General features: G+C 40.9%; 20 protein-coding genes. 7 read left to right on the forward strand and 13 right to left on the reverse strand.

Annotation, left to right across the window (positions count from 1 at the left end):
- The 10 genes from Q8907_01385 to cysD form a co-directional block, all read right to left on the reverse strand.
- On the reverse strand, positions 1-2,791 hold a 2,791-nt coding region (locus tag Q8907_01385), incomplete at its 3' end, for a TonB-dependent receptor (GenBank protein ID MDP4272911.1).
- Between the two features lie 25 nt (positions 2,792-2,816).
- On the reverse strand, positions 2,817-4,265 hold the full coding sequence (locus tag Q8907_01390; protein MDP4272912.1) for a hypothetical protein: 1,449 nt from the start codon (positions 4,263-4,265) through the stop codon (positions 2,817-2,819).
- A gap of 472 nt (positions 4,266-4,737) precedes the next feature.
- Positions 4,738-4,965, reverse strand: a complete 228-nt coding sequence (locus tag Q8907_01395) for a hypothetical protein (protein ID MDP4272913.1) — start codon at positions 4,963-4,965, stop codon at positions 4,738-4,740.
- A gap of 653 nt (positions 4,966-5,618) precedes the next feature.
- The gene (locus Q8907_01400; protein ID MDP4272914.1) at positions 5,619-5,846 is read right to left on the reverse strand and encodes a hypothetical protein; all 228 of its coding nucleotides are present in this window, start codon (positions 5,844-5,846) and stop codon (positions 5,619-5,621) included.
- Positions 5,847-6,097: 251 nt separating this feature from the next.
- Positions 6,098-8,398: a response regulator gene (locus tag Q8907_01405; GenBank protein MDP4272915.1), complete on the reverse strand. Its 2,301-nt coding sequence runs from the start codon at positions 8,396-8,398 to the stop codon at positions 6,098-6,100.
- Between the two features lie 91 nt (positions 8,399-8,489).
- Positions 8,490-9,809, reverse strand: coding sequence for a hemolysin family protein (locus tag Q8907_01410; protein ID MDP4272916.1), 1,320 nt, complete (start codon positions 9,807-9,809; stop codon positions 8,490-8,492).
- Positions 9,810-9,879: 70 nt separating this feature from the next.
- On the reverse strand, positions 9,880-12,216 hold the full coding sequence (locus Q8907_01415) for a TonB-dependent receptor (protein MDP4272917.1): 2,337 nt from the start codon (positions 12,214-12,216) through the stop codon (positions 9,880-9,882).
- Between the two features lie 102 nt (positions 12,217-12,318).
- Positions 12,319-12,732 (reverse strand): Rrf2 family transcriptional regulator, encoded by a 414-nt coding sequence (locus tag Q8907_01420; GenBank protein MDP4272918.1) that lies wholly within the window; start codon positions 12,730-12,732, stop codon positions 12,319-12,321.
- Between the two features lie 18 nt (positions 12,733-12,750).
- Positions 12,751-14,031 (reverse strand): GTP-binding protein, encoded by a 1,281-nt coding sequence (locus Q8907_01425; GenBank protein MDP4272919.1) that lies wholly within the window; start codon positions 14,029-14,031, stop codon positions 12,751-12,753.
- Positions 14,032-14,092: 61 nt separating this feature from the next.
- Positions 14,093-14,998 carry a sulfate adenylyltransferase subunit CysD gene (cysD, locus tag Q8907_01430; GenBank protein MDP4272920.1) on the reverse strand — a complete coding sequence of 302 codons (906 nt, stop codon included), beginning with the start codon at positions 14,996-14,998 and terminating at the stop codon, positions 14,093-14,095.
- A 418-nt stretch (positions 14,999-15,416) separates the two neighbouring features.
- Here cysD and Q8907_01435 point away from each other — a divergent pair, with 418 nt between their 5' ends.
- The 7 genes from Q8907_01435 to Q8907_01465 all read left to right on the forward strand — a co-directional run bounded on the left by Q8907_01435 (position 15,417) and on the right by Q8907_01465 (position 21,596).
- Positions 15,417-16,076, forward strand: coding sequence for a response regulator transcription factor (locus Q8907_01435; GenBank protein ID MDP4272921.1), 660 nt, complete (start codon positions 15,417-15,419; stop codon positions 16,074-16,076).
- A 104-nt stretch (positions 16,077-16,180) separates the two neighbouring features.
- The gene (gene cysK, locus Q8907_01440; GenBank protein ID MDP4272922.1) at positions 16,181-17,134 is read left to right on the forward strand and encodes a cysteine synthase A; all 954 of its coding nucleotides are present in this window, start codon (positions 16,181-16,183) and stop codon (positions 17,132-17,134) included.
- A gap of 5 nt (positions 17,135-17,139) precedes the next feature.
- Complete coding sequence (locus Q8907_01445; protein ID MDP4272923.1) at positions 17,140-18,105, forward strand: PstS family phosphate ABC transporter substrate-binding protein; 966 nt, start codon at positions 17,140-17,142, stop codon at positions 18,103-18,105.
- Between the two features lie 206 nt (positions 18,106-18,311).
- On the forward strand, positions 18,312-19,205 hold the full coding sequence (pstC, locus tag Q8907_01450; protein MDP4272924.1) for a phosphate ABC transporter permease subunit PstC: 894 nt from the start codon (positions 18,312-18,314) through the stop codon (positions 19,203-19,205).
- A gap of 2 nt (positions 19,206-19,207) precedes the next feature.
- Positions 19,208-20,071 (forward strand): ABC transporter permease subunit, encoded by an 864-nt coding sequence (locus Q8907_01455; GenBank protein MDP4272925.1) that lies wholly within the window; start codon positions 19,208-19,210, stop codon positions 20,069-20,071.
- Between the two features lie 40 nt (positions 20,072-20,111).
- Positions 20,112-20,873: a phosphate ABC transporter ATP-binding protein gene (locus tag Q8907_01460; protein MDP4272926.1), complete on the forward strand. Its 762-nt coding sequence runs from the start codon at positions 20,112-20,114 to the stop codon at positions 20,871-20,873.
- Positions 20,874-20,885: 12 nt separating this feature from the next.
- The gene (locus Q8907_01465; GenBank protein ID MDP4272927.1) at positions 20,886-21,596 is read left to right on the forward strand and encodes a phosphoadenylyl-sulfate reductase; all 711 of its coding nucleotides are present in this window, start codon (positions 20,886-20,888) and stop codon (positions 21,594-21,596) included.
- 33 nt (positions 21,597-21,629) lie between these two features.
- Here the strand turns inward: Q8907_01465 and Q8907_01470 are convergent, their stop codons facing one another.
- The 3 genes from Q8907_01470 to Q8907_01480 form a co-directional block, all read right to left on the reverse strand.
- Positions 21,630-22,610, reverse strand: coding sequence for an arabinan endo-1,5-alpha-L-arabinosidase (locus Q8907_01470; GenBank protein ID MDP4272928.1), 981 nt, complete (start codon positions 22,608-22,610; stop codon positions 21,630-21,632).
- Between the two features lie 62 nt (positions 22,611-22,672).
- The gene (locus Q8907_01475; protein MDP4272929.1) at positions 22,673-24,655 is read right to left on the reverse strand and encodes an alpha-L-arabinofuranosidase C-terminal domain-containing protein; all 1,983 of its coding nucleotides are present in this window, start codon (positions 24,653-24,655) and stop codon (positions 22,673-22,675) included.
- A gap of 152 nt (positions 24,656-24,807) precedes the next feature.
- Positions 24,808-26,286: an arabinan endo-1,5-alpha-L-arabinosidase gene (locus Q8907_01480; GenBank protein MDP4272930.1), complete on the reverse strand. Its 1,479-nt coding sequence runs from the start codon at positions 26,284-26,286 to the stop codon at positions 24,808-24,810.
- Between the last annotated feature and the right edge of the window lie 18 nt (positions 26,287-26,304).

Consider the following 26,304-nt stretch of genomic DNA (forward strand, 5'->3'; position numbering starts at 1 on the left):
CTCCATAAGTCGATACGCTCAAGTCAAAACCTTTCCATTCAGCACGTAAATTCAAGCCGTAATTAATCTTTGGAATACCGCTACCCAGGAATTGTTGGTAATCGGAGGTGATTTGGCCATCGTTGTTGAGGTCGGCATATTTGATGTTACCCGGTTGTGCCCCGTTCTGATTGACGTGTAAACCTTTTGAGTTGACACGGTTATCTATTTCTGATTGCGACTGGTAGATACCTTCAGAAACGTAGCCATAGAACTGGCCAACTTCGCGACCTACCTCTGTGCGGCAATAGCCATCGGTACGAGGTTCTCCTGAAACGCCCAATTTTGTTACCTTGTTTTGGGAGGTAGATACGTTTGTGGAAATATCATACTTAAAAGCATTTTTATGATTGTGATAGGCAAGCAAGAACTCCAGACCTGTGTTTTCCATGGTTGCTGCGTTCATCGTTACTGTTTCGTTAGTAGCACCTGCTTGGGCTGGTACGGCTACACTATAAAGCAGGTCTTCAGATGTTGCCTTATACCAGTCGAACGTGAATTCCAACTGATTGCTGAACATACCGAGGTCAAAACCAAAGTCAAGCGTTTTCTTCTTTTCCCATTTGATGGCCGTGTTTACGTAATTTGATATTGCTGATCCTGTAACCTTTGTATTTCCAAAGCTATAGGTGTAATTACCTCTCGACATAACATCCATGTACTGGTAATCGCCAATGTTTTCATTACCCAGTTCGCCATAGCTACCGCGAATTTTGAACAGGTTGATCGCCGATTTGGCTGCTTCAGGGAAGAAGCTTTCACGTTCCAAACGCCAACCTGCTGATACAGATGGGAACCAACCCCAATGGTCCTCGTAAGAAAGACGGCTTGAACCATCACGACGGGCGGTGGCCGAAAGAAGGTATTTTTCATCGAAATCGTAGTTGACACGACCGATAAACGATGATAATACGTGTTCGGTTTCACTGCTTCCTGCTGCTGTCGTGGAAGCGTTGATTACTTGCAGATAGTAAGGTTCGGGCATGTTAACACCTTTGCCTGTGAGTGTGTGAAAGAGTTCGCGTTCGAATGTTTGACCAACAACCGCATTGATGTGATTGCGTCCCAATTTACCATCGTAGGTTAACGTGTTTTCTACAAGTGCGTCGGTATAGTTACGATAGCCCTCTGACAGGGTCTCATCACCCTTTGCCAGGTAGTTTGTCGTACTTTGTATAAATGCAGGTATGAATACAAAGTCCTTTGCAAAGGTCTTGCTGTACGATAAGTTAAGGTTGTAATCCAACTTGTGATGGACGCTCTTGAGGCCAAGCATGCCTATGAGGTCAACATCTGCAGAACCTGAAGAAACAATGCGGTCAACAGTTGTATTCCTCTTTATTAAACTATTTTCGAGCAAAACGTTCGTTACACGCAAGTCTCCATGAACGTCGTCATAGTAAGTACCAAAACCGTAAGAGTCGTAGCTGTAATTTGTTGCAGCCGGAACTTTATCGTCGAGAACCCAGGTCGACGGATCATAAGCCTTGATGGTTGGAGGTAAAAGTAGAACCGAAGCCATTACAGGATATTGTGCACCATACAGACCCTGTACGTACTCGTTGGCGTTGCTAAGAGCCATATTGTCCTGAAGGCTATGGCTATACACGATGTTGGTTTTGATTTTGACAAACTTAACATCCATCGTAGTGTTGAAACGGCCAGTGTAACGGTCGAAGTTAGGACCGGCACCTACCATGGTTCCTTTCTGGTTATAGTAATCGATACCGATGTTGTAAGTGTTTTTTTCACCGCCTCCGGATATGTTGATGTTGTGATTCTGACGGATACCTGTTTTGAACGCTTCATTGAACCAGTTTGTGTTCACTTTTGCTGATCCATCGGCGTTGTACAAATAATTAGGGCTTGTAGGATCGTATCCGGAAGGAACAGACATGCCACTGTTAGTGTATGCCATAGTGACATATTTACCATATTGGGAAGCATCCATAACATCGTATACCCCTTTCTGCACCTGGTCGAACCCATAGTAGCCGTTATAGTCAATCTTCATGGCTTGATTCTTCTTACCTTGCTTTGTGGTGATGATAACCACGCCGTTGGCAGCACGCGAACCATAGATTGCGGCAGCAGAAGCATCCTTAAGTACCTGAAGAGTTTCAATATCGTTTGGCGAGAAGTCGCGTATTGTTATTCCCATGGGCACTCCATCAATAACGTAGAGAGGTGCGGTGCTACCGAACGAACTAATACCACGAATACGTACTGTAGGGTCAGCTCCCGGTTGTCCATCGGATGTAATTTGAACACCGGCTACTTTTCCCTCAAGCATTGTTGAAATGTTTGAGTTTGATACTTTTTTCATCTCTTCCGCATCGACAATGGCAACTGAACCTGTGAGGTCAACCTTGCGTTGTGTACCGTAACCTATTACTACCACTTGTTCGAGTTCTTTTATACCCGTAACCAATGTGATGATGCCGAGTTCAGTTTTTCCTCCAACGGCTACTTCAATACTTTTATATCCTATAAAAGATACTACCAGTGTGGCATCTGAAGGAACAGAAATAGAGAAGTTACCATTCATGTCGGTACTGACAGCATTGGTTGTGCTTTTTTGTTGTATGGTTGCGCCTGGAAGCGGTTCTCCTTTTTCGTCAAGGATTTTACCTTTTACGGTTATGTTGCCTTGTTGGGTTATTGACATCTGGCCGGCCATGCCGTTGCCTTCTGCATATGTTGCCAGTGCGAACGCCAGCAATCCCAACAGGATTAAATATGAATATTTCATAGTTTAAATATTTTTATCTTAGTGATTATTGAACAATTACGAGATAAGACTCCTCTGTTACGAGTGCACAACTCAGATCATTGCTGTCTACCGTTACACCCGCATACTTTTGGTAATGCGTGTCGCCGTTGGCGTAAGTAACATTGTAAAGTACATCAGCAGTATTGTTCCCATTGTTTGTAACTGTAATGACTACCTTAGAGCCATTTATGCTTGACAGGAACGTATCCCAATTCCAATTAGAAGTGAGGGTGGCTGTGCTATAGCCTGACCCCCATCCGAAGTTGTCCATGCGAACTACAGCATATTCGGTAGATGTAGGTAAGGCAGAAGCTTTGCGAAGAATGGTACAAGGGCTGTGCCAGTTTGCAAGATTATCAGAGTAACAGTACATGGTAAATGTCTTACTCGAACCTGATGCGACAGTATTGTCAGAAGAGAATGCCGTCCACCAAGCGGAAGAGAAGTTAGTAGCACCTACTTGACTTACACCCTTTACAAGAGTAAGCGGGCAAGTTGTAGTTACTGTTTTTGTTGCACCAACAAAAGAAATGACAGCCTCCTGAGAACCTGAGGCAGCAGGAATCTTGCTAAACTTAAGATTTCCGTTTGGTACGACACCTTTTGTATGGTCGGAATATGTTGCTGTAACGACCATACCTGTAGTATTGAATAGGATAGAGTCGCTGTTGTAGTAATAGTATGTGGTTATGTTTGGCAAAGTTGTAACCTCTAAGCTTGAAATAGAGTTAGTTACTTCAAGAGTATATAAGGTGGATACAGCTTTGCTGTATGCGCCCTGCTTAGTTTTGCTATAAGCTACAACAACGGTCTTGGTTCCGAGTGTAGTCATATCAGGAATAACGTTGAATGACAAATCAGTAGTATCAACTTGCTTAGAAGATCCGTCAGCGAAAGTGACAGTAGCTTTAGCATTACCCCAGAAGTTTTTGTTTCCTAATTCAACAGAAGCAGGAGCTCCTGTAATAGCGATTGAAACCGGATTAACGTCTGGTACAACAGTAACTTTAGAAGGTAGAAGGTATGCTTTTTTCATCAAGAAATGGCTGCCATCGCAAATTAAGAAAGCCATGATAGAATCAGTGGCAGAAACCGGTTGTTGATAGGTTTCAACTAGTTTTGTGCCATTTGTTCCAACGGCAGTGGCTGTTACAAATACATTGCCGGTAGCAGAGTGGTCAATATCCATAGTAACATAAGCACCTTGCATGGTAGTGCGGAAGTCGTCCCAAATATCGCCATTTCCGTTGAGGTCGGGATAGTTTTGGTTGATCATTTTTATGTCGAAAGCATAACGAGGATCAACATTTGCCATTGTGCCACCCCAGCCGTAAGCATCGGAACGGAGTACAAAGTATTCGCTATATGCAGCGGCATCACGCTTTGCATTGGTGATGGCAAGATTCCAATTGTTCCAGTTGTTAGCTTCGGTACCATAGTTAACAAACTCCAAATGCAATAGTTTGTTTGTAGGAATGGAGAAGTAATCAGAGAATGCAGTCCACCAGGCGGAACTGTTACTTTCAGCTCCGACTATCGCTGTAGCGATGGTAAGGTAAGTAGTGTCACCTGTATTTGGTTTCGCAGCTGCAATTGAGTCGATCCTGTGCTGCAGGTCAGAGGGCGTATTAATTTTATAAATGCCCTCCTTTTCGCACCCAACTAAGCCAAATGCTACCAAAACTGCTGCGCACAACGCGCACATCATTAATTTAGTTTTTTTCATACGTATATAGTTTTATTTTCAAAGGTTTCATGTAACTCCATGTTTGCTATATTACCTCCGGTGATCCGTCAGCTGACGGATCATCTGTGCATTGTATTTATCCGCAAACATATTCGCTTCATAAATTTAAATTTGATTGAATTCATTCTTTTTCATAATTATATCTGGGGATTAGGCTTGTAACACTCTGATTTGGTTTCTAAATATGGGCAGTCGTTCTGTTTTCAACGTCATCTAATAGTCCGTCTATACGACCTTTACCCATTTGCACGGAGGAGATGATATAGATACTTGTTTCATCATTTGCGATGGTTCGATCTGCACCATTCAAATATGCCAAATCAATAGTTCTTATTCCCGGTGGTCCCTTTTGGGAATCGTCGCCGATCTGCAGATTACATTTGTTCGACTCGACATACGATACCAAGCCGAAGAATAATCCTGATAATAACCATAGCGTAAATTTTCTCATTTTAAAGTAGAATTTGATTGACTTATGTAATTAACAGAATAATAAGACGGAATAAAGTTCTAGTGAAATTAGCTCGCCATATCAGGCATTGATGATATTTTGCACTTTTTATTTTTGTTTTTTTGAGAATTTAATGTATTCCATAGTATTAATCACTTTAGATCAAAATCCGTATAAAAATAATTTTAACAATTCTTGACATAGTGGACTGATAGATATTTTTGGTGGACAAATTGATAAAAATGAAAAAATATTACCTGCCTATGCTTTATCCTCCTCTGAAATGTTAAAATTTGGCCAGAAACACACTTTTAGGGGGGATATTTTCACCAATATTCTCATTTTCTAATTCATTGAAAGGGTCGAGGTGCGAGTGATTTTGCTTTTTATTACTTCAATACTCTTTTCAATTTCTTTTATAGAATTTTCAAAATTTTAGAGTGAATTGTTTGTGTCGCAATGATAGGTGCGGAAACCATGAAGAATCCTTTAGAATAGTCGTAGTCTTTTTAATGCAGCCAATTGTTCCAATAGATCAATATAAACTCTAATAAAGTTGGCTTTTAAAAATTTCAATCTCTTTGTTTTTGTTGAATTATTCCAAGTTGCTACGACCAAACATAAAAATCGTCAATTTTATAATACTCTTTTAAGACTATCATTCTTTGTCCTCGAATAACGATATTCATTGCATTTGCCATATTTTGTCTTTGGTCAAGGTCTTTATTTAAAGCAATTTCAATTACTCCTGCTGGATTGGCAAAAAATTCAATTTCACCATTAAGAAATGTCCCAAAAGATATTTTCCAAGTTCTGTTTCCTCCCATTTTAGTCACTTGGAGCGATGTTATTTAATGAACAGTTGTCTATAAAAAGTTTTAATGGTTTTCAGCTCTATATCCCATATTAAGGTGTTGTTGTCCAAAATGACAGAAAACGCAAGGTCTAAGCGCATGTGCAGGAATCGTAAATCCGTTTATTCAAAGGTTTTATTTGTGATCTTCTTTCTAGTCCAAAATCATGAAAGTTTTCCTAAAAATATAATTGAGGTAAGAAAGAACATTTCTTTATTCCAGATGGGAGACTATTATTTAATATTTTGTTGAATAATATTGTTAATGCTTTCTAAAGTATAAGGTTTTGAAAGATAGTCATCAAAACCTTCAGTGAGAAATTTTTCCCTGTCACCATACATGGCATAAGCAGTAACAGCTATGACAGGTATTTTTTCAAAAGCTTTGTTTTGCCTGATCCTGTGCAAAGTTTCGATGCCATCTATTCCTCCGCCCAGATTAATATCCATCAGAATAAGGCTATATTTTTTTTCTGACACCTTGTCAAGAGCCTCCATTCCGCTTTCGGCAATATCCACTTCACAGGTATCTTTTAACAGCATCTGAACCAACAAACTATTTGCAGAATTATCCTCAACCACCAGAATAGAAGATAATCCATGAACTTCCTGATCTTCCTTGTCCAATTCAAGATCACTTTCAGAAGCCGAAGCCGGAAAATGAACAAAGAAAGAGGATCCCATGCCTTTCTGACTTTCAACCGTAATAAAACCATTCATCAGTTCGGCAAATTTTTGTGATATAGTAAGACCCAGCCCGGCCCCTTCATACTTACGTTCAAATCCTTCGCTTTCCTGGCGAAAGGGTTCAAAAATTTCCTTCAAATCTTTCTGGGCAATTCCGATGCCGGTATCTGTACATTCCACAACAGCCCACTTTTTATTATCAACTTTCTCACTTTTAACGTCAAAGGATATAGTCCCTTTTTCAGTAAATTTTATGGCATTCAAGAATAAATGCTCAATGATATTGCAGAATATTTTAGGATCAACCAGGGCTTTAACTTCAGGATCAGAATATTTTGCAACTAATTGCAGGCCTTTCTTTTCAACTTTGTAAAAATTATCCTTCAGAAATTGCTGAAGTTCAGCGGCAAGATTGCAGGCACATAAATTTAAGCTTCCGTGGGATGCTTCAGCTCTTGACAATTCCAGTATATTGTTCAATGTATTGCTTAATCGCTCAGCACCAGCCAGGATATTTTCCACCATTTCTCTTTGTGTTTCATTAATAGCCTGCGTGTCGAGTAACTGGGCAAAACCCATGATGGCATTCATGGGTGTACGTAGTTCATGGCTCATATTGGTTAAAAAGCAGGACTTAAGCAGATTCAATTCTTCAGCCTTTTTTTTGGCTTCCAGAATTTCTTCCTGAGCTTTTTTTTGTGCCGTTATGTCATAAGTAACAAAAGTAACCCCGTCAAGTTCACCCTTTTCATTATACAAACCTGCAGCCATAAAAGCCACAGAAATATATGAACGATCATAACGTTGGATGACTAATTCTGTATCAACTGTTCCAGTCTGTAAAACCTGATCAAACACTCCTTTTAAAACATTTGTGGTAAAGGAATGAAAGAGATCGGGATTAAAAATATTTTCACCCAGCACATCAGAAGCCTTCCAACCATATAAATCCTCCGCCCAATGATTCCAAAAAGAAATATTCCCTTCCAGGTCTATTGCAGCCACTGCATTTTTAATTTGCTGCAATATATCGGACTGGAATTTAATTTGCAGGTCAGTCTTTTTTTTCAAAGAAATATCAGACATGGAACCGATAATTCTGATGGGCCTGTCCTGGGTATCCCGGATAATAAATGCACGGTCGGCCACATACGCATATTGGCCGTCTGCACATTTCCAACGATATTCAGCCGACCATAAATTATCTTTACTATAAAGAACCCTCTGAAAATCGTTCTTCACCCTTTCCCTATCATCGGGATGTAGCTTTTCTTCCCACCAGTTCAGGTTATCAATAATATCTTCGGGTCTATACTTAAAATGAGGTTCTATAGCTTCATTACGCCATACTTTTCCGGTTTGGCAATCAAAATCCCATATAGTATCTCTGGATGCTTTGGCAACATAAACCAGTCGCTCCTCATTGAGGCGAATAGCCTCTTCTTTTTCTTTAAGTTTCTTTTTGGCTTCGGCTTCTGCAATAGCCCGGAGAACGATGGAGCTCAATTTATTCAGATTGGATTTGAGGGCATAATCAACCGCTCCATAATGAAGCAACTGAATCGCTATTTTTTCATCGAGCGTACCGGAGACAAAAATAAAGGGAACATCAGGTGCTTTTTCACGCACCATGTTTAGGGCAGAAATTCCATCAAAATCGGGCAAACAGTTATCGGATAATATAACATCAAAATCTTCTTTGTTTAAGGCTTCGATAAATTCCTGTTTTAATCCGACCCTGGTAAATTCACAACTGATATTATCCTTTTCGATGGTTTGTTCGATCAAAAATGCATCATCAATATTATCTTCAAGATGAAGTATTTTAATCATTCCCTGATTCATCATTCAAAATTTAAATAGAGATAATCAAAAAACAATTTTACAAGGTTATGTGAACTTTATATAAACAATTAAATCTATTGCCGGTAATTCCTGACTATACAGTTGTTTGATCCTCCTCTTCGGAAATTTCTTCAAGCATTTTTGTAACCAAAATTTTATCTATACGGTTACCATCCATATCCACAATCTCAAATTCAAAATTCTTCCACTTGAGTTTTTCGCCTGTTTTGGGAATATGGCGGAGATTATTCAGGACAAATCCCCCAATGGTGTTGTACCTGACTTTATTTTTATCAAAAGCCTTGACCTTAAATTCCTGAATAAATTCATAAAAAGGCAGTTGTCCATCCACAAGCCAGCTGTTTTCATCGCGTTGAATAATTTCGAACTCATCATCACCCATATCGGGGATATCGCCCACCAGAGCTTCAAGGATATCGTTCAAAGTAACCATTCCAGCAATAGATCCATATTCATCGATCACCAGCCCATAGTGAATTTTTGTTTCCCTGAATTTTTCAAGAATTTCATACGCAGTGTTTGTTTCAAGGGCTAACAAAGGTTTCCTCATACAATTATGAAGATTAATCGATTTATTCTCCAGGTTGGAAGCCAAGATATCCTTAACATAAACAATACCTTTCAAATTATCCAATTCGCGGTCACAGACCGGATAAACTGAATGAGCTTCCATATTAATGACTTTTTTTATCTTATCGCTGGAATCATCAACATTGAGCCAAACCAAATCGCTGCGGTGGGTCATCAGAGAACCCACTTTCCTGTCACCCAGGTTAAAAACCCTTTCCACGATATCCTGTTCGATTTCCTGTACTTCTCCTTCTTTGGTACCTTCCTGAACAATTTCTTTTATTTCTTCTTCGGTAACCTTGGAGTCTGATGAAGGATGGATGTTAAGTATTTTAATTAGCAGATCAGAGGTTTTGGTAAGTACCCAAATCACCGGCCATACGAGCATACCAAAAAACCTCATTGGCCGGACCATATTTTTAGAAATAAGTTCAGGATTAGCCAGTCCGATTTGTTTAGGTACCAGTTCGCCAAGGATCATGGTAAAAAAAGTGATCACCACCACGACCAAAGCCATTGAAATACTTTTACTGCATGAAGCGATCCACGGGAAACGGGAAAACACGGCGGATATTTTATCTGCCACAGTTGAACCTCCGTAAACACCAGTAAAAGCCCCAATCAGCGTCATTCCGATCTGGACAGTAGAAAGGAAACGTGAAGGTGAATGTGCCTGCAGCAAGGCAATTTTAGCATTTTTATTGCCCTCTCTGGCAAGAGTTTCAAGCTTAGATTTACGGGCTGAAACCAAAGCAATTTCAGTCATAGAAAATACCCCGTTAAAAAGAATTAACAGAAGAATGATCAATAAATCTGTAAACATATATAAATTAATTTTATACGAAGATACAAATTTTTCGCTATGGGTATATCAAGAGGAAAGGTTAGGGAGCTTAAAAATTAAAATTATAAGTTATTGAAGGGATAAAAGAAAAGAGATAAATTTTCTGGGCATAATAGGTACCTTTTTCGTTTTTGTCTTCCACAAAATTTATAGCCCAGGCGTTATGCCGTCCATAAGCATTATACACGGAGAAAACCCACTCTCCGTGCCAGAACCTGCCGGGTTTTTCTTTGCCTTTAAGGGTCAGCGAAAGGTCAAGTCTATGGTAATCAGGCATTCTGTAAGCATTTCTGGCCGAATAAATTTTAAGTCTCACATTACCATATTCATAGCCTCCTGTAGGGTAAGTAACCGGAGTTCCTGTAGCATACAACCAGTTTGCGGAAAAAAGAATTTTGGGGGTAAAATCATAATTAAACACCACCGCAAGGTTAACAGGCTTATCATAAGGCGAAGGATAATACTTTCCATTAAAAATTTCCGGGATCTTTCTTTCTGCTTTTGATAGGGTAAGACTTATCCAGCCGTTGCAACGTCCTTCATTCTTTTTTAACAGCATTTCAAGTCCATAAGCCCGGGCATTGCCAAAACGCAGTTCACCTTCCATCTTTTTATTCAGCAGAAGTGTTGCATTATCCTTGTAATCAATCACATGCTGCATATTTTTGTAATACACTTCTACTGAGGTTTCCAGTTTATTGTTAAAGAAATTATGAAAAATCCCTGTTGCAAACTGGTCAGCTTCCTGGGGACGGACATTGGGTGAAGCTGGAAACCATACATCTAAAGGCATACCTGCCGTCGAATTGGAAGCCAGCTGAATAAACTGGTAGGTTCTCGAATAACTGGCCTTCAACGACAATTCCGGATTAATGGTATAATTTATTCCCAGCCTGGGTTCCCAGCCCGAATACTGTTTATAGATTTTTCCACGGGCATATACCGTCGAATCAGTCGAATTATAATTTGCATCATAATGATAAATCGTACCCGGGCCAATATCCTGAAACAATGAAAAACGCAAACCACTTTTAATGGTGAATTTACCCAGGCTCTGTTGATCGGACAGGTATATCCCGTGTTCCAGTGCATAACTCCGTGACATAGTCACCTCTGCAGCCGATTTCCCATCAGTTATTCTTTTGGCCTTTCCCGGATTAAATCCATGATAGGTGGTTGCAAAACCATATTTTAAAGTATTCTTAGGATTAAGAAAATAACTAAAATCCATTTTCAAACTTTCATCAGACATGTTTGACCACCATTCATAACCGTTGGCATTGTCACTTGTAGACAACATATAGTCATAACGGCTGTGAATAATCGACAAATTGGAAAAGACCTTTTTGGAAAACAAATGATTCCACCGTAGGGTGAAGGTCTGATTCCCAAAATTCATTTCCGATATTTCGTTTTTAAAAACATCACGTCCAAAGTATCCTGAAAGATAAAGCCGGTTGTTCTCATTGATCTGGTGGTTCAGTTTCAGGTTCATGTCATAAAAATAAAGCCGGTTATGTCGAATATCTTTGTTGCTTGCCAGGGGGAGGAATAAATCAGCATAGGTGCGGCGGCCGGCAACAACAAATGAGGTTTTATCGTTAAAAATGGGCCCTTCCAGCATCAGCCTGCTGGAAATAAGGCCTATTCCTCCATTTCCTGAAAACTTTTTAGAATTGCCATCTTTCATCCGCACATCAAGAACTGAGGAAAGCCTTCCTCCGAAGGAAGCCGGGATATCACCTTTATAAAGAGCAACGTCTTTAACAGCATCATTATTAAAAACAGAGAAGAAGCCCATCAGGTGTGAAGCATTATAAACCACGGCCTCGTCAAGCAGAATAAGGTTCTGATCTGCCCCTCCCCCACGCACACTGAAGGCCGAAGTACCTTCACTGGTAGATTGTACACCCGGTAATAACTGTAAAGCCTTAATTACATCCACTTCACCCAGCAGAGCGGGAATACGCTTGATGGTTTGCATCGGCATCTTATCCACACTCATTTCCGGACGGGTTATATTATGATTGGGCTTCTCTGCACTGACCACAACAGCATCCAGTTGCCTGTTTTCCGTTGCCAACTCAGCATTCAGAGTTATATCCGAATTCAGGTTGATGTTTTTTACTATCGTTGAATAACCTATATAAGAAAATATCAGGTTGTACTTCCCGGGTTTAAGGCTGAGGGAATAAAATCCATAAGAATTGGTTGTAGTGCCGGTTTTCAAACCGCTTATATACACAGATGCGCCAATGAGTATTTCGCCGCTGGCTGCATCCTTCACATATCCGGAGACAGTCATGATTTTAGGAGAAACATCTTTTTCCCCTGCAAACCCCATCGAACAAATCATCAATGCTAAAACAGCCAGCAACAGCCTCATAAAGAAGTTTTTATTGAGCACAAATATTCAAATAAAAACATATCAAATGTGTAATGCCTGGTTGAATATTTGTTTCCCAAAAGTAAGAAAAAAGCTGATAAATCAGGGAATAATGAGGTCGGCTATAGAAATACTTTTTAATTTCCCAATGATACTACTGTGCAAGTCCTGGAATACCTTACGGATAGTACATTTATTTTCATCCTTGCAATGATCGCACGATTCATAATAATCTTCAGAAGTACAGGGTACCAGTGCAAAGCCGCCCTCAAAATGGCAAACCACCTCAAACAAACTGATATCCTCAGGTTTGCGCCTAAGATAATATCCACCGGACTTCCCAACTTTACTGCCTAAAATTCCAATATTTTTAAGGTCAAGAAGGATGGCTTCCAGAAATTTCTGAGGAATGATTTCACTTTTAGAAATATCACTGATCAGCATCGGACCTTTTCCATAATTTCCGGCCAGTTTTACCAGCGAAAGCATTGCGTACCTTGTTTTTCTTGATAACATTTACTGAAGGTTTACATTTTAAATAATCATTCCGGCCCCTACTGTTTCATTGGTCCCTTCATCAATCAAAATCAGGCTTCCTGTAACCCTGTTCCGGGAATAGCTGTCATAAAACAGAGGTTGGGTCGTTTTTATGGAAATTTTTGCAATATCGTTTAATTGAATGGCTGTGTCCTCCAAATTATTTTCCAAGGTATTAATGTCTACTTTATATTCAATATTTTGAACAATACACCTGACATCATGGGTATAATGCTTTACCCAATACTTTTTCCCTTTTACCAAGGGTTTCTGATTTAACCAACAAACCATCAAATCTATATTCTGTCCCTCCTGAGGCAAATTTCCCTCCTTAACTATCAGATTACCACGGCTAACATCAATATTATCGGTCAGTGTCAGAGTAACTGATTGGGGCGCAAAAGATTCCTGTAACGACTGCTCAAAAATATCAATTGTTTTGATATGACTTTTCAATTTTGAAGGAAAAATTATTACCGGATCATTTTTTTTAAACACGCCGCCAGCCACGCGTCCGGCATAACCGCGATAATCCTTGTATTCTCCATTCTGCGGCCTGATTACGTATTGCACAGGGAAACGCGCATCCTTCATATCTTCTATACCATCGACAGGAATAGTTTCAAGTAAATTAAGTAATGACGGCCCTTTATACCAATCCATTTTGGCAGAGACATCCACCACATTATCGCCCAGCTTGGCGCTGATCGGAACGAAATAAATATCCCTGAAAGTAAATTTATCTTTAAATGATAAAAATTGTCCCTTTATTTTCTCGAAAGTATCCTGACTGTAGTCAACCAGATCCATCTTATTCACGCAAATAATCAATTGAGGGATTCGAAGTAAAGAAGCAATATAGGAATGCCGCAGCGTCTGCTCAATGACCCCGTGCCGGGCATCAATCAGGACGATGGCTGCATTGGCAGTAGATGCACCGGTTACCATATTCCGGGTGTATTGAATATGCCCGGGAGTGTCGGCAATTATAAATTTACGCTTGGGAGTTGCAAAAAAACGATAAGCAACATCAATGGTTATGCCCTGTTCACGTTCAGCCCTAAGCCCATCAGTAAGCAGGGCAAGGTCAAGCTGATCCTCTCCTTTGCGAATGCTCACGTTTTCTATAGCCTGAAGCTGGTCATCAAAAATAGCCTTGCTGTCATATAACAGACGGCCGATGAGAGTGCTTTTGCCATCGTCCACACTGCCTGCAGTAGTGAACCTCAGCAATTCCATGTTTAGATAGGTCTTTTGTTTTTCTTCAAAATTCTGCATACGAAAATATATTGTTCCTTGAATGATCAAATTTTTACGAAATAAATCCCAAATGGGAAAATTAGAAATAACCTTCTTTTTTACGGTCTTCCATAGCGGCTTCCGAGCGTTTGTCATCCGATCTTCCGCCCCTTTCTGTAATCCTTGAGGCAGCAACTTCCTGAATAATTTCAGCAACCGTAGCGGCAGGCGATTCAACGGCCCCGGTACAGGTCATATCGCCAATAGTCCGGAAACGTACCTGCATAGTCGCAATTTTATCGCTGTCCTTAAGTTGAATGTATGGGCATTTTGCAAGCAATATCCCGTCACGCCTGATAATTTCCCGTTCGTGAGTAAAGTAAAGGCTTGGAATAGGAATACTTTCCAGATAAATGTACTGCCAGATGTCCATTTCAGTCCAGTTACTCAGGGGAAATACCCTGAAATGCTCACCGATATGTTTTTTCCCGTTGAAAATATTCCACAGCTCAGGCCGTTGGTTCTTGGGATCCCATTGCCCGAATTCGTCCCTGTGCGAAAAGAAACGTTCTTTGGCCCGGGCTTTTTCCTCATCCCTGCGAGCTCCGCCCATAGCCGCATCAAACTTAAATTCATCCAAGGCATCCAGCAAAGTAACGGTCTGCAGTACATTACGGCTGGCATTCGGCCCCTTTTCCTCCACTGCCTTCCCCTGGTCAATACTGTCCTGCACATAACGTACGATGCAGGCAGCACCTGTCCTTTCCATCAGATCATCCCTGTAATCAAGAGTTTCCTGAAAATTGTGCCCGGTATCAATGTGAAGTAAAGGGAAAGGAACTTTGGCCGGCCAAAAAGCCTTGCGGGCCAGATGAAACATTACAATTGAATCTTTTCCGCCACTGAACAGAAGTACGGGCTTCTCAAACTGGGCAGCTACCTCCCGTATAACATAAATTGATTCTGATTCTAATTCCCGTAAATGATTTAATTTATTTTCACTCATCAACCTGTATGTCTTGAAATATATTGAAAAAGTAGAGGAATCTCCGATTCCTATAATGCGGACAAATATACTAAATTAATTTCCTACTTTTTCTATAGACAATTATGATAATTTTCTTGTACATTTGACCCTTTCTTTATTAATGTATATAAAACATATATCAAATGAGCTCAGAATCAATAAATTTAACTAACTTAAGATAATCAAAATCAATAAGGTTTTAAGACCTTTTGCAAGCAAGATTGAAAATATGATGAATATTATGGAAGCAACTTTCTTTACAGCCAAGATGCTGATGATTGTGAATCAATTTCTAATGAAATTCTTACCTGGTTGTTATTCGATGATGGCTTGTTGTTCATTCATGAAATAATCTTTCTTAATTTTTTCAATTATCAATATTTTTAATCTTACTATAATGAATAAACCCCAAATATTGCTAGCCGATCCCCAAACGTTAACTCGCAAAGGCATCATCCAGGTTATAAAAGAGGAATTACAATTTGATAACGTTGAAACGGCCAATTCCAAAGAAGAATTATACAAGAAATTACCGGAAATCCGACCGGATCTGCTGATCATTGACTATGACCTCTTTGATTTTGAAAACATCGAAGAGCTTGAAACTGTAAAAAAATTATCGCCAGCGACCAATATTCTGGTTATCAGCGACAATAAGACAATGGAGGATATCCTCAGGGTGCTCGATTGCGGAATCAATGATTATATCCTGAAAAAATGTGATGAGCTCGAACTTTCGGAAGCCATTACAGCCACATTAAATAACAGGAAGTTCTTTTGTTCAGAGGTCCTGGATGCCTTGGTTGAAAGCAAGACACCTTCATCCAGCAAAAACAAAGAGACCTGTCACCTTACCTCCTCCGAAATTGAGATTATTCAACTGATAGCGCAGGGCCTGACGACAAAGGACATTGCAGCCCGTAAATTCCTGAGCTTTCATACGGTAAATACGCATAGAAAAAATATTTTCAGAAAGCTGGGGATCAACAATACGTCAGAATTAATCATGTATGCCATACGGGCTGGAATAGTAGATACGACAGAATATTATATTTAAAATACATACCTAAAAATAGGTAGGGAAAATACCTTTTAGATGGGATTTTAAAGAAGTTCAACCTGATGCAACTTTGTAAGACTAAAATTTAAAAATTTAAGAAAATGACAAAAATTGCAAAGAGCCTGACAGAGTTGATAGGTAATACTCCACTGTTGGAGTTATCAAACTTTAATAAAGCGCATAAGATTGAGGCAACCATCATAGCTAAACTTGAATACTTCAATCCCGCAGGAAGCGTAAAAGACAGAATAGGTTATGCCATGATACTTGATGCAGAGAAAAGGAGATTAATCAATCACGACACCACCCTTATTGAGCCGACCAGCGGAAACACCGGGATAGCCCTGGCTTTTGTGGCTGCCACCAGGGGATATAAGCTCATCCTGACCATGCCCGAAACCATGAGTATTGAAAGGCGTAATTTACTCAAGGCCCTGGGTGCAGATATCGTATTGACTCCCGGTGCAGAAGGAATGGGCGGCGCCGTTCGCAAAGCCCAAGAATTACATGACCGGACGCCAAATTCGTATGTTCCGCAACAATTTAAAAATCCGGCCAATCCTGAGATTCATCGCAAAACTACAGCTGAGGAAATCTGGAAAGATACAGATGGGAAGGTGGATATTTTCGTAGCAGGCGTCGGTACCGGCGGAACTATCACCGGTGTTGGCGAAGTAATTAAAAAACGTAACCCCCAGGCTAAAGTTGTTGCTGTTGAGCCGTATGATTCGCCAGTTTTATCCGGCGGGAAATCTGGCCCCCACAAAATACAAGGCATTGGACCGGGGTTTGTTCCGGAAGTCTTAAAGCTTTCAATAGTTGATGAAATTTTAAAAATAAAAAATGATGAAGCCTTTGAGGCCGGCCGCGAGTTGGCAAGAAGAGAAGGCCTTTTGGTCGGAATTTCCTCAGGAGCTGCCGTAGCTGCTGCGCTACAACTGGCCAAACGTCCTGAGAACAAGGGTAAAAACATAGTAGCTTTATTGCCCGATACAGGCGAGCGCTATTTGTCCACCCTGCTTTATCACTTTGATGAAGAATCACCAATTAAATAAATTTTATGAATAAAACACATCAATTTTTCAAATTGTTGATCCTTTCAATTTTTGCATCAAGCCTGGTTATATTGCCCGGCTGCAAAAATTCAGGGAAAAATAAAAACACCATCAGTATTTCCGGCGCTTTTGCCTTATATCCAATGGCCGTCCGTTGGGCAGAAGAATATCAGAAATTACACCCGGACGTAAAAATCAATATTTCTGCGGGCGGGGCAGGAAAAGGAATGACCGATGCCCTCTCGCAGATGGTCGATCTGGGTATGTTTTCTAAAGAAGTCAGCAAGGAAGAAAAAAGCAAAGGAGCCTGGTGGATAGCAGTAGCCAAGGATGCAGTTGTGGCAACCATCAGTCCAAAGAACCCCGCTTTTGAAAAACTAGTTAGTCAAGGACTTACCAAAGAAAAATTCTATAATATTTTTATTAAAGGTGAACTGAAAACCTGGGGAGAGGCAACCGGTTCGGAAAACAAGGATGCCGTTCATGTTTATACCCGTTCTGATGCCTGCGGCGCTGCCGAAGTTTGGGCTAAATACCTGAACAATAAAAAACAGGAAGATCTTAAAGGTATCGGAGTAAACGGAGATCCCGGTGTTGCAGATGCCGTACGGAAAGACCCGCTGGGCATAGGTTACAACAACCTGGCCTTTGCATACAATGTCAATACCAATAAAAAATATGAAGGGATTGAAGTTGTTCCCATAGACATCAACGGCAATGGCAAAATTGACCCGGACGAAAACTTTTATGGTAATCTTAAAGATTTGGTCAATGCAATCAAAACAGGTAAATATCCTTCACCCCCTTCACGTAATTTGTATTTTGTTTCCAAAAACAAACCTGCCAATCCGGCCGTCCTTAATTTCTTAAAATGGATACTGACTGACGGGCAAAAGTACGTTGATGAGGCAGGCTATGTAAAAATAAGCGCTGAAGACCTCCAGGCTGAGCAAAAAAAATTTAAACAATAAGATTCTGTAATCCAACTGTTTTAATTGTTTTAATTCTATTGTCTACTAAATCTATTATAATTCAATAGAAAATTGTTTAAGTTTGTAGCAGAGATAAAAAATGACCGGTTGTCCTGATGTAGAAACAAAAGTAACTTTAACGCCCCAAATACAACGAGGACAACCGGTCATTTAAATGCTGAAACAGCTACAAACAGACTGGTATTATGATCATATTATTTTATAACCGCAAATTCAAAAATAAAGTAAGCTCCATCTGGATGCTGCTTTGTTTTGTGTTTGTGATAATTATCCCCCTTGCACTGGGAGCAGGCTTGTATGCCCGATCCACCCTTCTTACCCACCACTACTCACTATTTAATCTTTTATTTTCAAAAATCTGGAGACCGGAAAACGGAGACTTCGGTTTTCTACCCTTCATTGCAGGATCAATTTGGGTTACCCTTCTATCCTTAATCATCTCAGTACCGGTATGCCTGTTTACCGCAATTTACATAACCCAGTATTCACGCCACTTTTTTATTAAAACGATCCGGATATCCATTGATATTCTGGCAGGAATCCCTTCCGTGGTTTATGGCGTATGGGGTATAATTGCCGTTGTTCCTTTCATTGCCAAAATTGCCCCTTACTTTCATATTCAAACAATGGGATATAGCATATTGGCCGGCGCCATTGTTTTATCAGTCATGATTATTCCATTTATCCTGAATATACTGATCGAAATTTTCAGGACTATTCCAATTGAACTAAGCGAAGCATCCCTGTCATTAGGCGCGACAAAATGGGAAACGATCAAGCATGTGTTGATGCGAAAAGCCCTTCCCGGCATCATTGCTTCGATTGGATTCGGGCTTGCTCGTGCTTTTGGCGAAACCATAGCAGTTTTGATGGTTGTCGGAAATGTAGTTCAAATACCCAAAAGTATTTTTGATGCCGGTTACCCGTTACCTGCATTAATAGCCAATAACTATGGGGAGATGTTGTCTATTCCCAGGTATGATGCAGCGCTCATGTTTGCAGCCTTAATCCTTTTCATTGTTGTGCTGACTTTCAATGCATTGATGCGCCTGCTCATTATCCGGGTTGAAAAATATTAATCATGATCAGAAATAAGAAACTAAAAAAAGCAGAAGAGATTTTTTTCAAGACAGTGATGATCATTTCAACTACATTGATCATCCTTACACTGGGTTATATCATTCTATCGATCTTTATAAAAAGCATCCATGCGCTTTCCTGGGAAATGATTACCCGGGTGCCTTCAGGAGGTTATTATTACGGAAAAGGCGGCGGAATATTAAATGCCATATTGGGTTCCCTTTATTTATCCGTTGGCGCCACCTTATTATCCATGTTGATCAGCACGCCTATTGCCCTTTATATGAATGTGCACCTGACCAGGCGGGCCAGGCTGGTTAACTTTGTACGCTATCTGTTGGATGTGATCTGGGGTGTTCCTTCAATTGTTTATGGAGCCTTCGGTTTTACCCTGATGGTTTTTCTGGGTATACATACTTCATTGCTGGCCGGTATCATTACCGTAACCCTTTTCATCATTCCCATCATGGTCAGGGCAATGGATGAAGTATTGAAAACCATCCCGATTGGCCTAATGGAATCGGCCTTATCGCTTGGTTCCATGAAGTCGGAAGTAGCCTGGAGGGTTTACCTGAGGCAGGCATCATCCGGCATACTGACCGCCGTTTTACTGGCCTTCGGAAGAGGATTCGGCGATGCTGCCTCAGTTTTGTTTACCGCAGGATATACAGACAGCATCCCTACTTCACTTTCGGAACCAGTAGCTACGCTTCCCCTTTCTATATTTTTTCAATTGGCATCGCCGGTTCCTGAAGTTCAGGAAAGGGCTTATGCTTCAGCCATGGTACTAACTTTCATTATCCTGATTATCAGTATTGGTTCACGGGTACTGACAAAAAAATACCTGAAAAATAAAATACAATAAACCGGTCCATAAAATTGAACTTTCGAAACGATATACCGATATGGAAAATTCATCAAAAATTAAGATAAGCAACCTGAATGTATTTATCGGGAAACAACATATCCTGAAAGACGTCAATATTGCTGTTCCCAAAAATAAAATCACGGTAATCCTCGGCCCGTCAGGCTGCGGAAAAACCACCTTATTGAAAAGCATGAACCGCCTTACCGACTTGTATTACGACATTCATACCCAGGGCAGCATACAGATTAACAATCAGGAAATAATCGACGGGAATGTAGACATCACCGAAATCAGGAAAAAAATGGGACTACTTTCGCAGCGGCCATTTCCACTGCCCATGAGTATTTACGATAATGTGGCGTATGGCTTGAAAATCAGTGGGCGCAGCAACAAAAGGGCACTGGACAAAAGGGTGGAACGGTACCTGCGGTTGGCCAGCTTGTGGGATGAAGTAAAAGACAGGCTGAAGGAACCTGCAGCCCGCCTTTCAATCGGCCAGCAGCAACGTCTTTGCCTGGCGCGGGGCCTGGCTGTTGATCCGGAAATCATTTTAGCCGACGAGCCAACTTCAGCACTGGATCCCATTTCCAGCGAAGCCATTGAACAGAAATTTCTTGAACTCAAGGAACATTATACAATCGTGGTTGTGACTCATGTCCTTCGACAGGCAAGGCGAATTGCTGACAATGTTATTTTTATGTATCTTGGCGAAGTTATAGAACAAGGAACAGCTGTGGATATTTTCGAGCATCCCCAGGCAGACAGGACAAAATCGTATTTAAAAGGTACCTTTAATTAATGGATTTGCATCATGACCCAGGAAGAAATCAGCGTTTTAAACTCCCGCTTTGAAAAGAAACCGGCAGAAGAGGTATTAAGTTATTTTCTGAAAGAATTTAAGGGAAAAATAGCCTTATCCTCCAGTTTGGGAGCCGAAGATCAGGTTTTGACGGATATGATTGCAACTATCGACAAAGAAACACCAATATTTACTCTGGATACAGGAAGGTTGTTCCCTGAAACATACGATTTGATCGACGAAACAAACAAACAATATAATATCAAAATTCAGGTATACTTTCCCGATTTTGCAAAAGTGGAACAGATGGTCAAAGAAAAAGGAATGAATCTGTTTTATGACAGCTTGGAAAACCGGAAGCTTTGTTGCCATATCCGTAAAATAGAATCCCTAAAACGGGCATTTAAAGGCCTGGATGTTTGGATCTGCGGGCTGCGGCACGAACAGTCCGTTACACGTATTGCCACAAAAATGGTTGAATGGGACGAACAACACAATCTGGTTAAAGTTAATCCCTTGATTGAATGGGAAGAAAAAGAAGTCTGGGATTATATTCACAACCATAACGTTCCTTTCAACACTTTACACGACAAAGGGTTCCCGAGCATCGGCTGTCAGCCTTGCACCCGGGCAATCAAACCCGGCGAGGATATCCGCGCCGGGCGCTGGTGGTGGGAAGAGCCAGTGCACAGGGAATGCGGCCTGCACGTCCGTGAAAAATAAAAACGGGGAAAAATCATAAAAGTATTCTTGTTATTACTTCAATGTCGTGGTGGGCCAACCTTCATCATCCCAATTCAACTTACAGATTTTAAGTTTGGGTTTGCCATTATCAGAAGCATCATAAGCATGAAATATCATATAATCTTGTCCATCGAAATTATAAACTGCGCAATGCCCCACGCCCGGCCAATCTTTATTCCCGGCAAGCACTAAAGTACCGCCGCCATTGGACATAAAAGTCCCAGTCTTATCTATATACGGACCTGTAAGCTTTTCCGACCTGCCCACCATGATTTTATAATCACTGTTGACGCCCCGGCAGCAATAATCAAATGAAACGAACAAATAATAATACTTTTCGTGTTTCACAATGAAAGGAGCCTCAATAGCCCCGTCACCTGCTTCTTTTTCATCAACAGTGAAAGCACGTTTCCGTCTGGCCAGGCCATACCATTCCTCCGGTTGCGCTATAGCAGACAGGTCATCAGACAACCTGACCAATTTAATGCCCGACCAGAAAGATCCAAAATCAAGCCAGGGATGCCCTTCCGCATCGACAATTAGATTGGGATCTATGGCATTCCAATCATCCCGGCCAGGTACTGATTGAATGATCTTTCCATGATCTATCCATTTATAATCCGGAGAAGAAGGATGAAGAGTGGAATTTTCTGCCAGTCCGATACAGGAAGTATTCTTTCCAAAGGCCGAGACTGCATAAAAAAGATAATATTTGCCATGATAAAATGAGATATCCGGCGCCCAGGTATGCCCTTTATAACCGTGGACAGTCTTAAGCGCCCAGTCAGGTGGTGCCGGGAAAACCGGTTTCTCCTGTTTCCAATTTACCCTATCCGGCGATGAAAAACATGAAATACCCCATCCGGTACAATATAGATAGTACATACTATCCTGCCGGATCATCACCGGGTCGTGTACAACCGGCATCTGCGAAAATGCAGCGATGTTGCCCAGCAACAAGACAATGGCTAAAATACATTTGATGTATTTCATATTCATAAAAATTTGCCGGGAAGCACAGGAATATTCCATGCACAATTCCCGGCAAGATCAAATTATAAAAGTTTTACCCTGATTACATTTACAGAATAGGGATCAACGGTTAAATTAATTTTCTTTCCTTTAATGTCTAGGGATTGTTCAACCGGACTGATCAGTTTCGGGTTATCCAGTGAATTTATGGCATTCAGGTCGGAATTTTTCAATACGATAAATCTTCCCCGGGAAGCAACTTTTTTGGTGCTTTCTAAAGTAACCCTGGAAGTTTGAACTTTATCCGTAACATTTACTACTTTCAAAATAACCTCATTTGAATTTTTGTCAAAAGCAGCAGTGGCATATATTCCGTCTTGTCCGGTAAGCGGTTTGCCCTGAGAAAGCATAGGCAGTACCTCCGTCCCTTTATTGTTGGAGAAAAGCTTCTGGACATAATAATCGGCTGATCCGACCGAGCGCAGGTTATCAAACCATATCAGGTCCGGTGTCCACTGCCAGGCATCCACATGGGCAAAAAGAGGTGCATAGGAAGCCATGCATACCACATCAGCATTACGTTCCAGACCTGTCATGAAAGCAGCTTCAGACAGGGCGCAGTTCCAGGTGTTTTTACTCTGCGGGCTTGCCATGGCAACGCTTTGGGCTGCATATTCACCGGCAAATACCTTAGGACCTTTGCGGTCATAATTATCATACCTTGTTACATTCTGCTGAAACCAGGACGGACTCTGGTAATAGTGTTCATCCATAATATCGGCATTGAGTTTGCCTAATTCTTTCCAGAGATATTTAAACATATCGCCGTCAGGAGAAGGTCCTGCAGCTGAAACCAATTTGATCCCGGGATATTTTTCCTTCAACGCCCTCTGAAACAGTTTGTAACGGTCGACATATTGAGGTCCCCATTGTTCATTGCCCACGCCAAGGAACTTCAGGTTAAAAGGAGCCGGATGGCCCATTTCGGCACGTAGCCTGCCCCATTTCGTGGTAGTGGCACCATTTGCAAATTCTATTAAATCCAAAGCATCCTGAATAAAAGGATCAAGCTGTTCGAGAGATGCCACTTCTGCGGTATTGTACTGGCAAGCCATTCCGCAGTTTAAAATTGGAAGCGGCTCTGCTCCTATATCTTCTGCCAGTTGGAAATATTCAAAAAAGCCCAGGCCAAACGATTGAAAATAATCCGGTGTCGACCTGTGGGAGAACTCTGTATTCCAGCGATTGATAATCAATTTACGGCCATCAATATTGCCTATGGTATTCTTCCACTGGTAACGATTGGCCAGGTCCCTGCCTTCGACAATACAACCACCGGGAAACCTTATGAAACCAGGTTTCAGATCGGCAAGCAGTTGCACCAAATCAGCCCTCAGCCCGTTTGGACGGTTTTTCCAGGTATCATTGGGAAAAAGCGAGACCATATCAATATCAAGTGTACCCTTCCCTTCGAACCATATATTCAGCCTTGCTTTTGGCTCGGTGGCTGTAGCAGTAAAGCTCACCGAATATTTGTTCCAGGTATTACCTTCAGGGCTCAGCGAAGCGCTTCCGATAGGTTCGCCATTTGCATTGACCAACTCAAGGTGCAACTTGATGTTGCTGTTTTCACCCTCACTGGCCAATAGAGAGAAATTATATTGATTGTCCTTTTTGACCCCCATTCCCCTAAAACCTTCGTTTGACAAACCGTAAGAACCCTGACCCTCATTAAGGGTAATACGGGCAAAACGGGGATTAGCAGAATTTGTTTCACTCCGGTTAACAATCAGCACATTACCCGGATTTTTTCCTTCCTTTAGTTCCTTCCAGCCCATCAAAGGTTGTAAAAATTCGAATGATCTGTTCTTAACCAATTCGGCATAAATTCCGCCATCAGCAGCAAAATTGATATCCTCAAAAAATATTCCCCACATGGTAGGCTGGATATCAGCCTTGGGCTGATCAACCTTGACTTCAACAGGCTGAATTTGCTGGGCAGGCAGATTCGTAAAATAAGACAAACCCGCCAGAATTGCTGTAAATAATATAAATTTTAATCTCATTTCTCTATGATATTTAATTGTTTTTCTGATTTCATTCATAGTAAATTTCCTATTACTTGATTTTCAAACTTTACTTTTACTCCTTAAGCCGTATTCTAATAAAAGAATTGAAACTATTTCTAAAGGAAACAAACAAGTCTCGTTTTTTCGCCTCACTTAACTTTTTTCCCCCAACAATTTTCCCCCTGAGGGGTCATGCCGGTATAAACGATTGTCCTCCTTTTATTTTCCCAATCCCACTCTCTGAAAACCCTGCAGGAGAAAACCTTTTCACCGCCATTAATCGTCAAAGTAAGGACTTTATCCTTAAATGACCAAGAAGAATTGGCAATGCCGGCAATAGAATTATCGGAATTAAAAGTCAAATCGGTCGAAGCATTTTTATAGGCAGTTGCTATCAGATCAATATGTTCCCATTTCCCGGCCAGATCAGAAACTTTAACAGTATCCTGCGGGATGTTTGCATAACGTTCCGGTGAAATCACAGGCCATCCTGAAGGCGTCCAAACCATACGGTGAACATGTAAATCCATAAAGTACTTGTTTGAGCCCAGTCTTGCCTGGCTAACATAAAAATAATTCGCACTGTCAAGCCTCAGTAAATCACAATGTCCAAATCCCTGCCATCCTGAATGGTTCTTAAACTGATACTGGGCAGTTATAAAAGGTACGTTATCGCCCACCGCAGCCATATCCTTACCATTTATATCATAGTAGGGACCCTCCGGATTATCTGATCTTCCAACCCTTACGTTATACTTATCTTCAAGCCAATCGTAGGAAACGAAAAGAAAATACTTTTTTAATTCCGGATTATATAAAAAGTCGGAACCTTCAATAGCATCCCCATCTTTCGATCTGTATGCAATTCTTTTCCCCCTATCTGAAGGATTGAGCCTTTTACCGGTTGCCGGGTCGAGTTCGACAATATAAATACCGTTGGAATAAGAGCCATAACTCATCCACTGCCGTCCATTTGAGCGGTCAATAATTACTGCCGGATCAATGGCATTATAAGGATCTGAAGGAAGACAGGAAATCACGATACCCTGATCCGTCCATGGGCCTTCCGGCGATGTACTTGTAGCCAGGGCAATACATGCCAGCTTTAGCCCATTATTGCCGGGCACAGAATAATAAAGCCGGAACTGATCGCCAACTTTAATGATATAAGGGGCCCAGATACCTGTAGCCTGGTAACCTGCCTGGTTCGACTGCATAAAAGCCAAAGGTATCGAAGGTATAGTGCCATTAAATACCCAACCCAGGAATGTCCAGTGAACAAGATCTTTGGATTTACGCCACATGATACCGCACTTTCCATTTGGGCCGTAAGCAACATCAGTGGAAAAAATATAATAATAGTCGCCGTTCTTTATAATTGTCGGATCATGCAGATTATATGACCCCCAAAGATAGGAGTAATTCTGATCTGCAATAGCAGCATAGTCATCAGCAATTTTAGGGTCAAATTTATTATCAGTTGTATCTACTGTAACAGGGGGCGTTGTAGTATCTGTCGTATCGTGATTAACATTATTACCTCTATCTTTTTTGCAGTTATTAAAAAATAATAGAAAAAAGAGGCAAGAGAATAAAACAAGCGCCTGAAATACATCAGATTTTCTCATCTACATACATTTAAGTCA

The sequence above is a fragment of the Bacteroidota bacterium genome, from assembly GCA_030706565.1.
Classification (GTDB): Bacteria; Bacteroidota; Bacteroidia; order Bacteroidales; family JAUZOH01; genus JAUZOH01.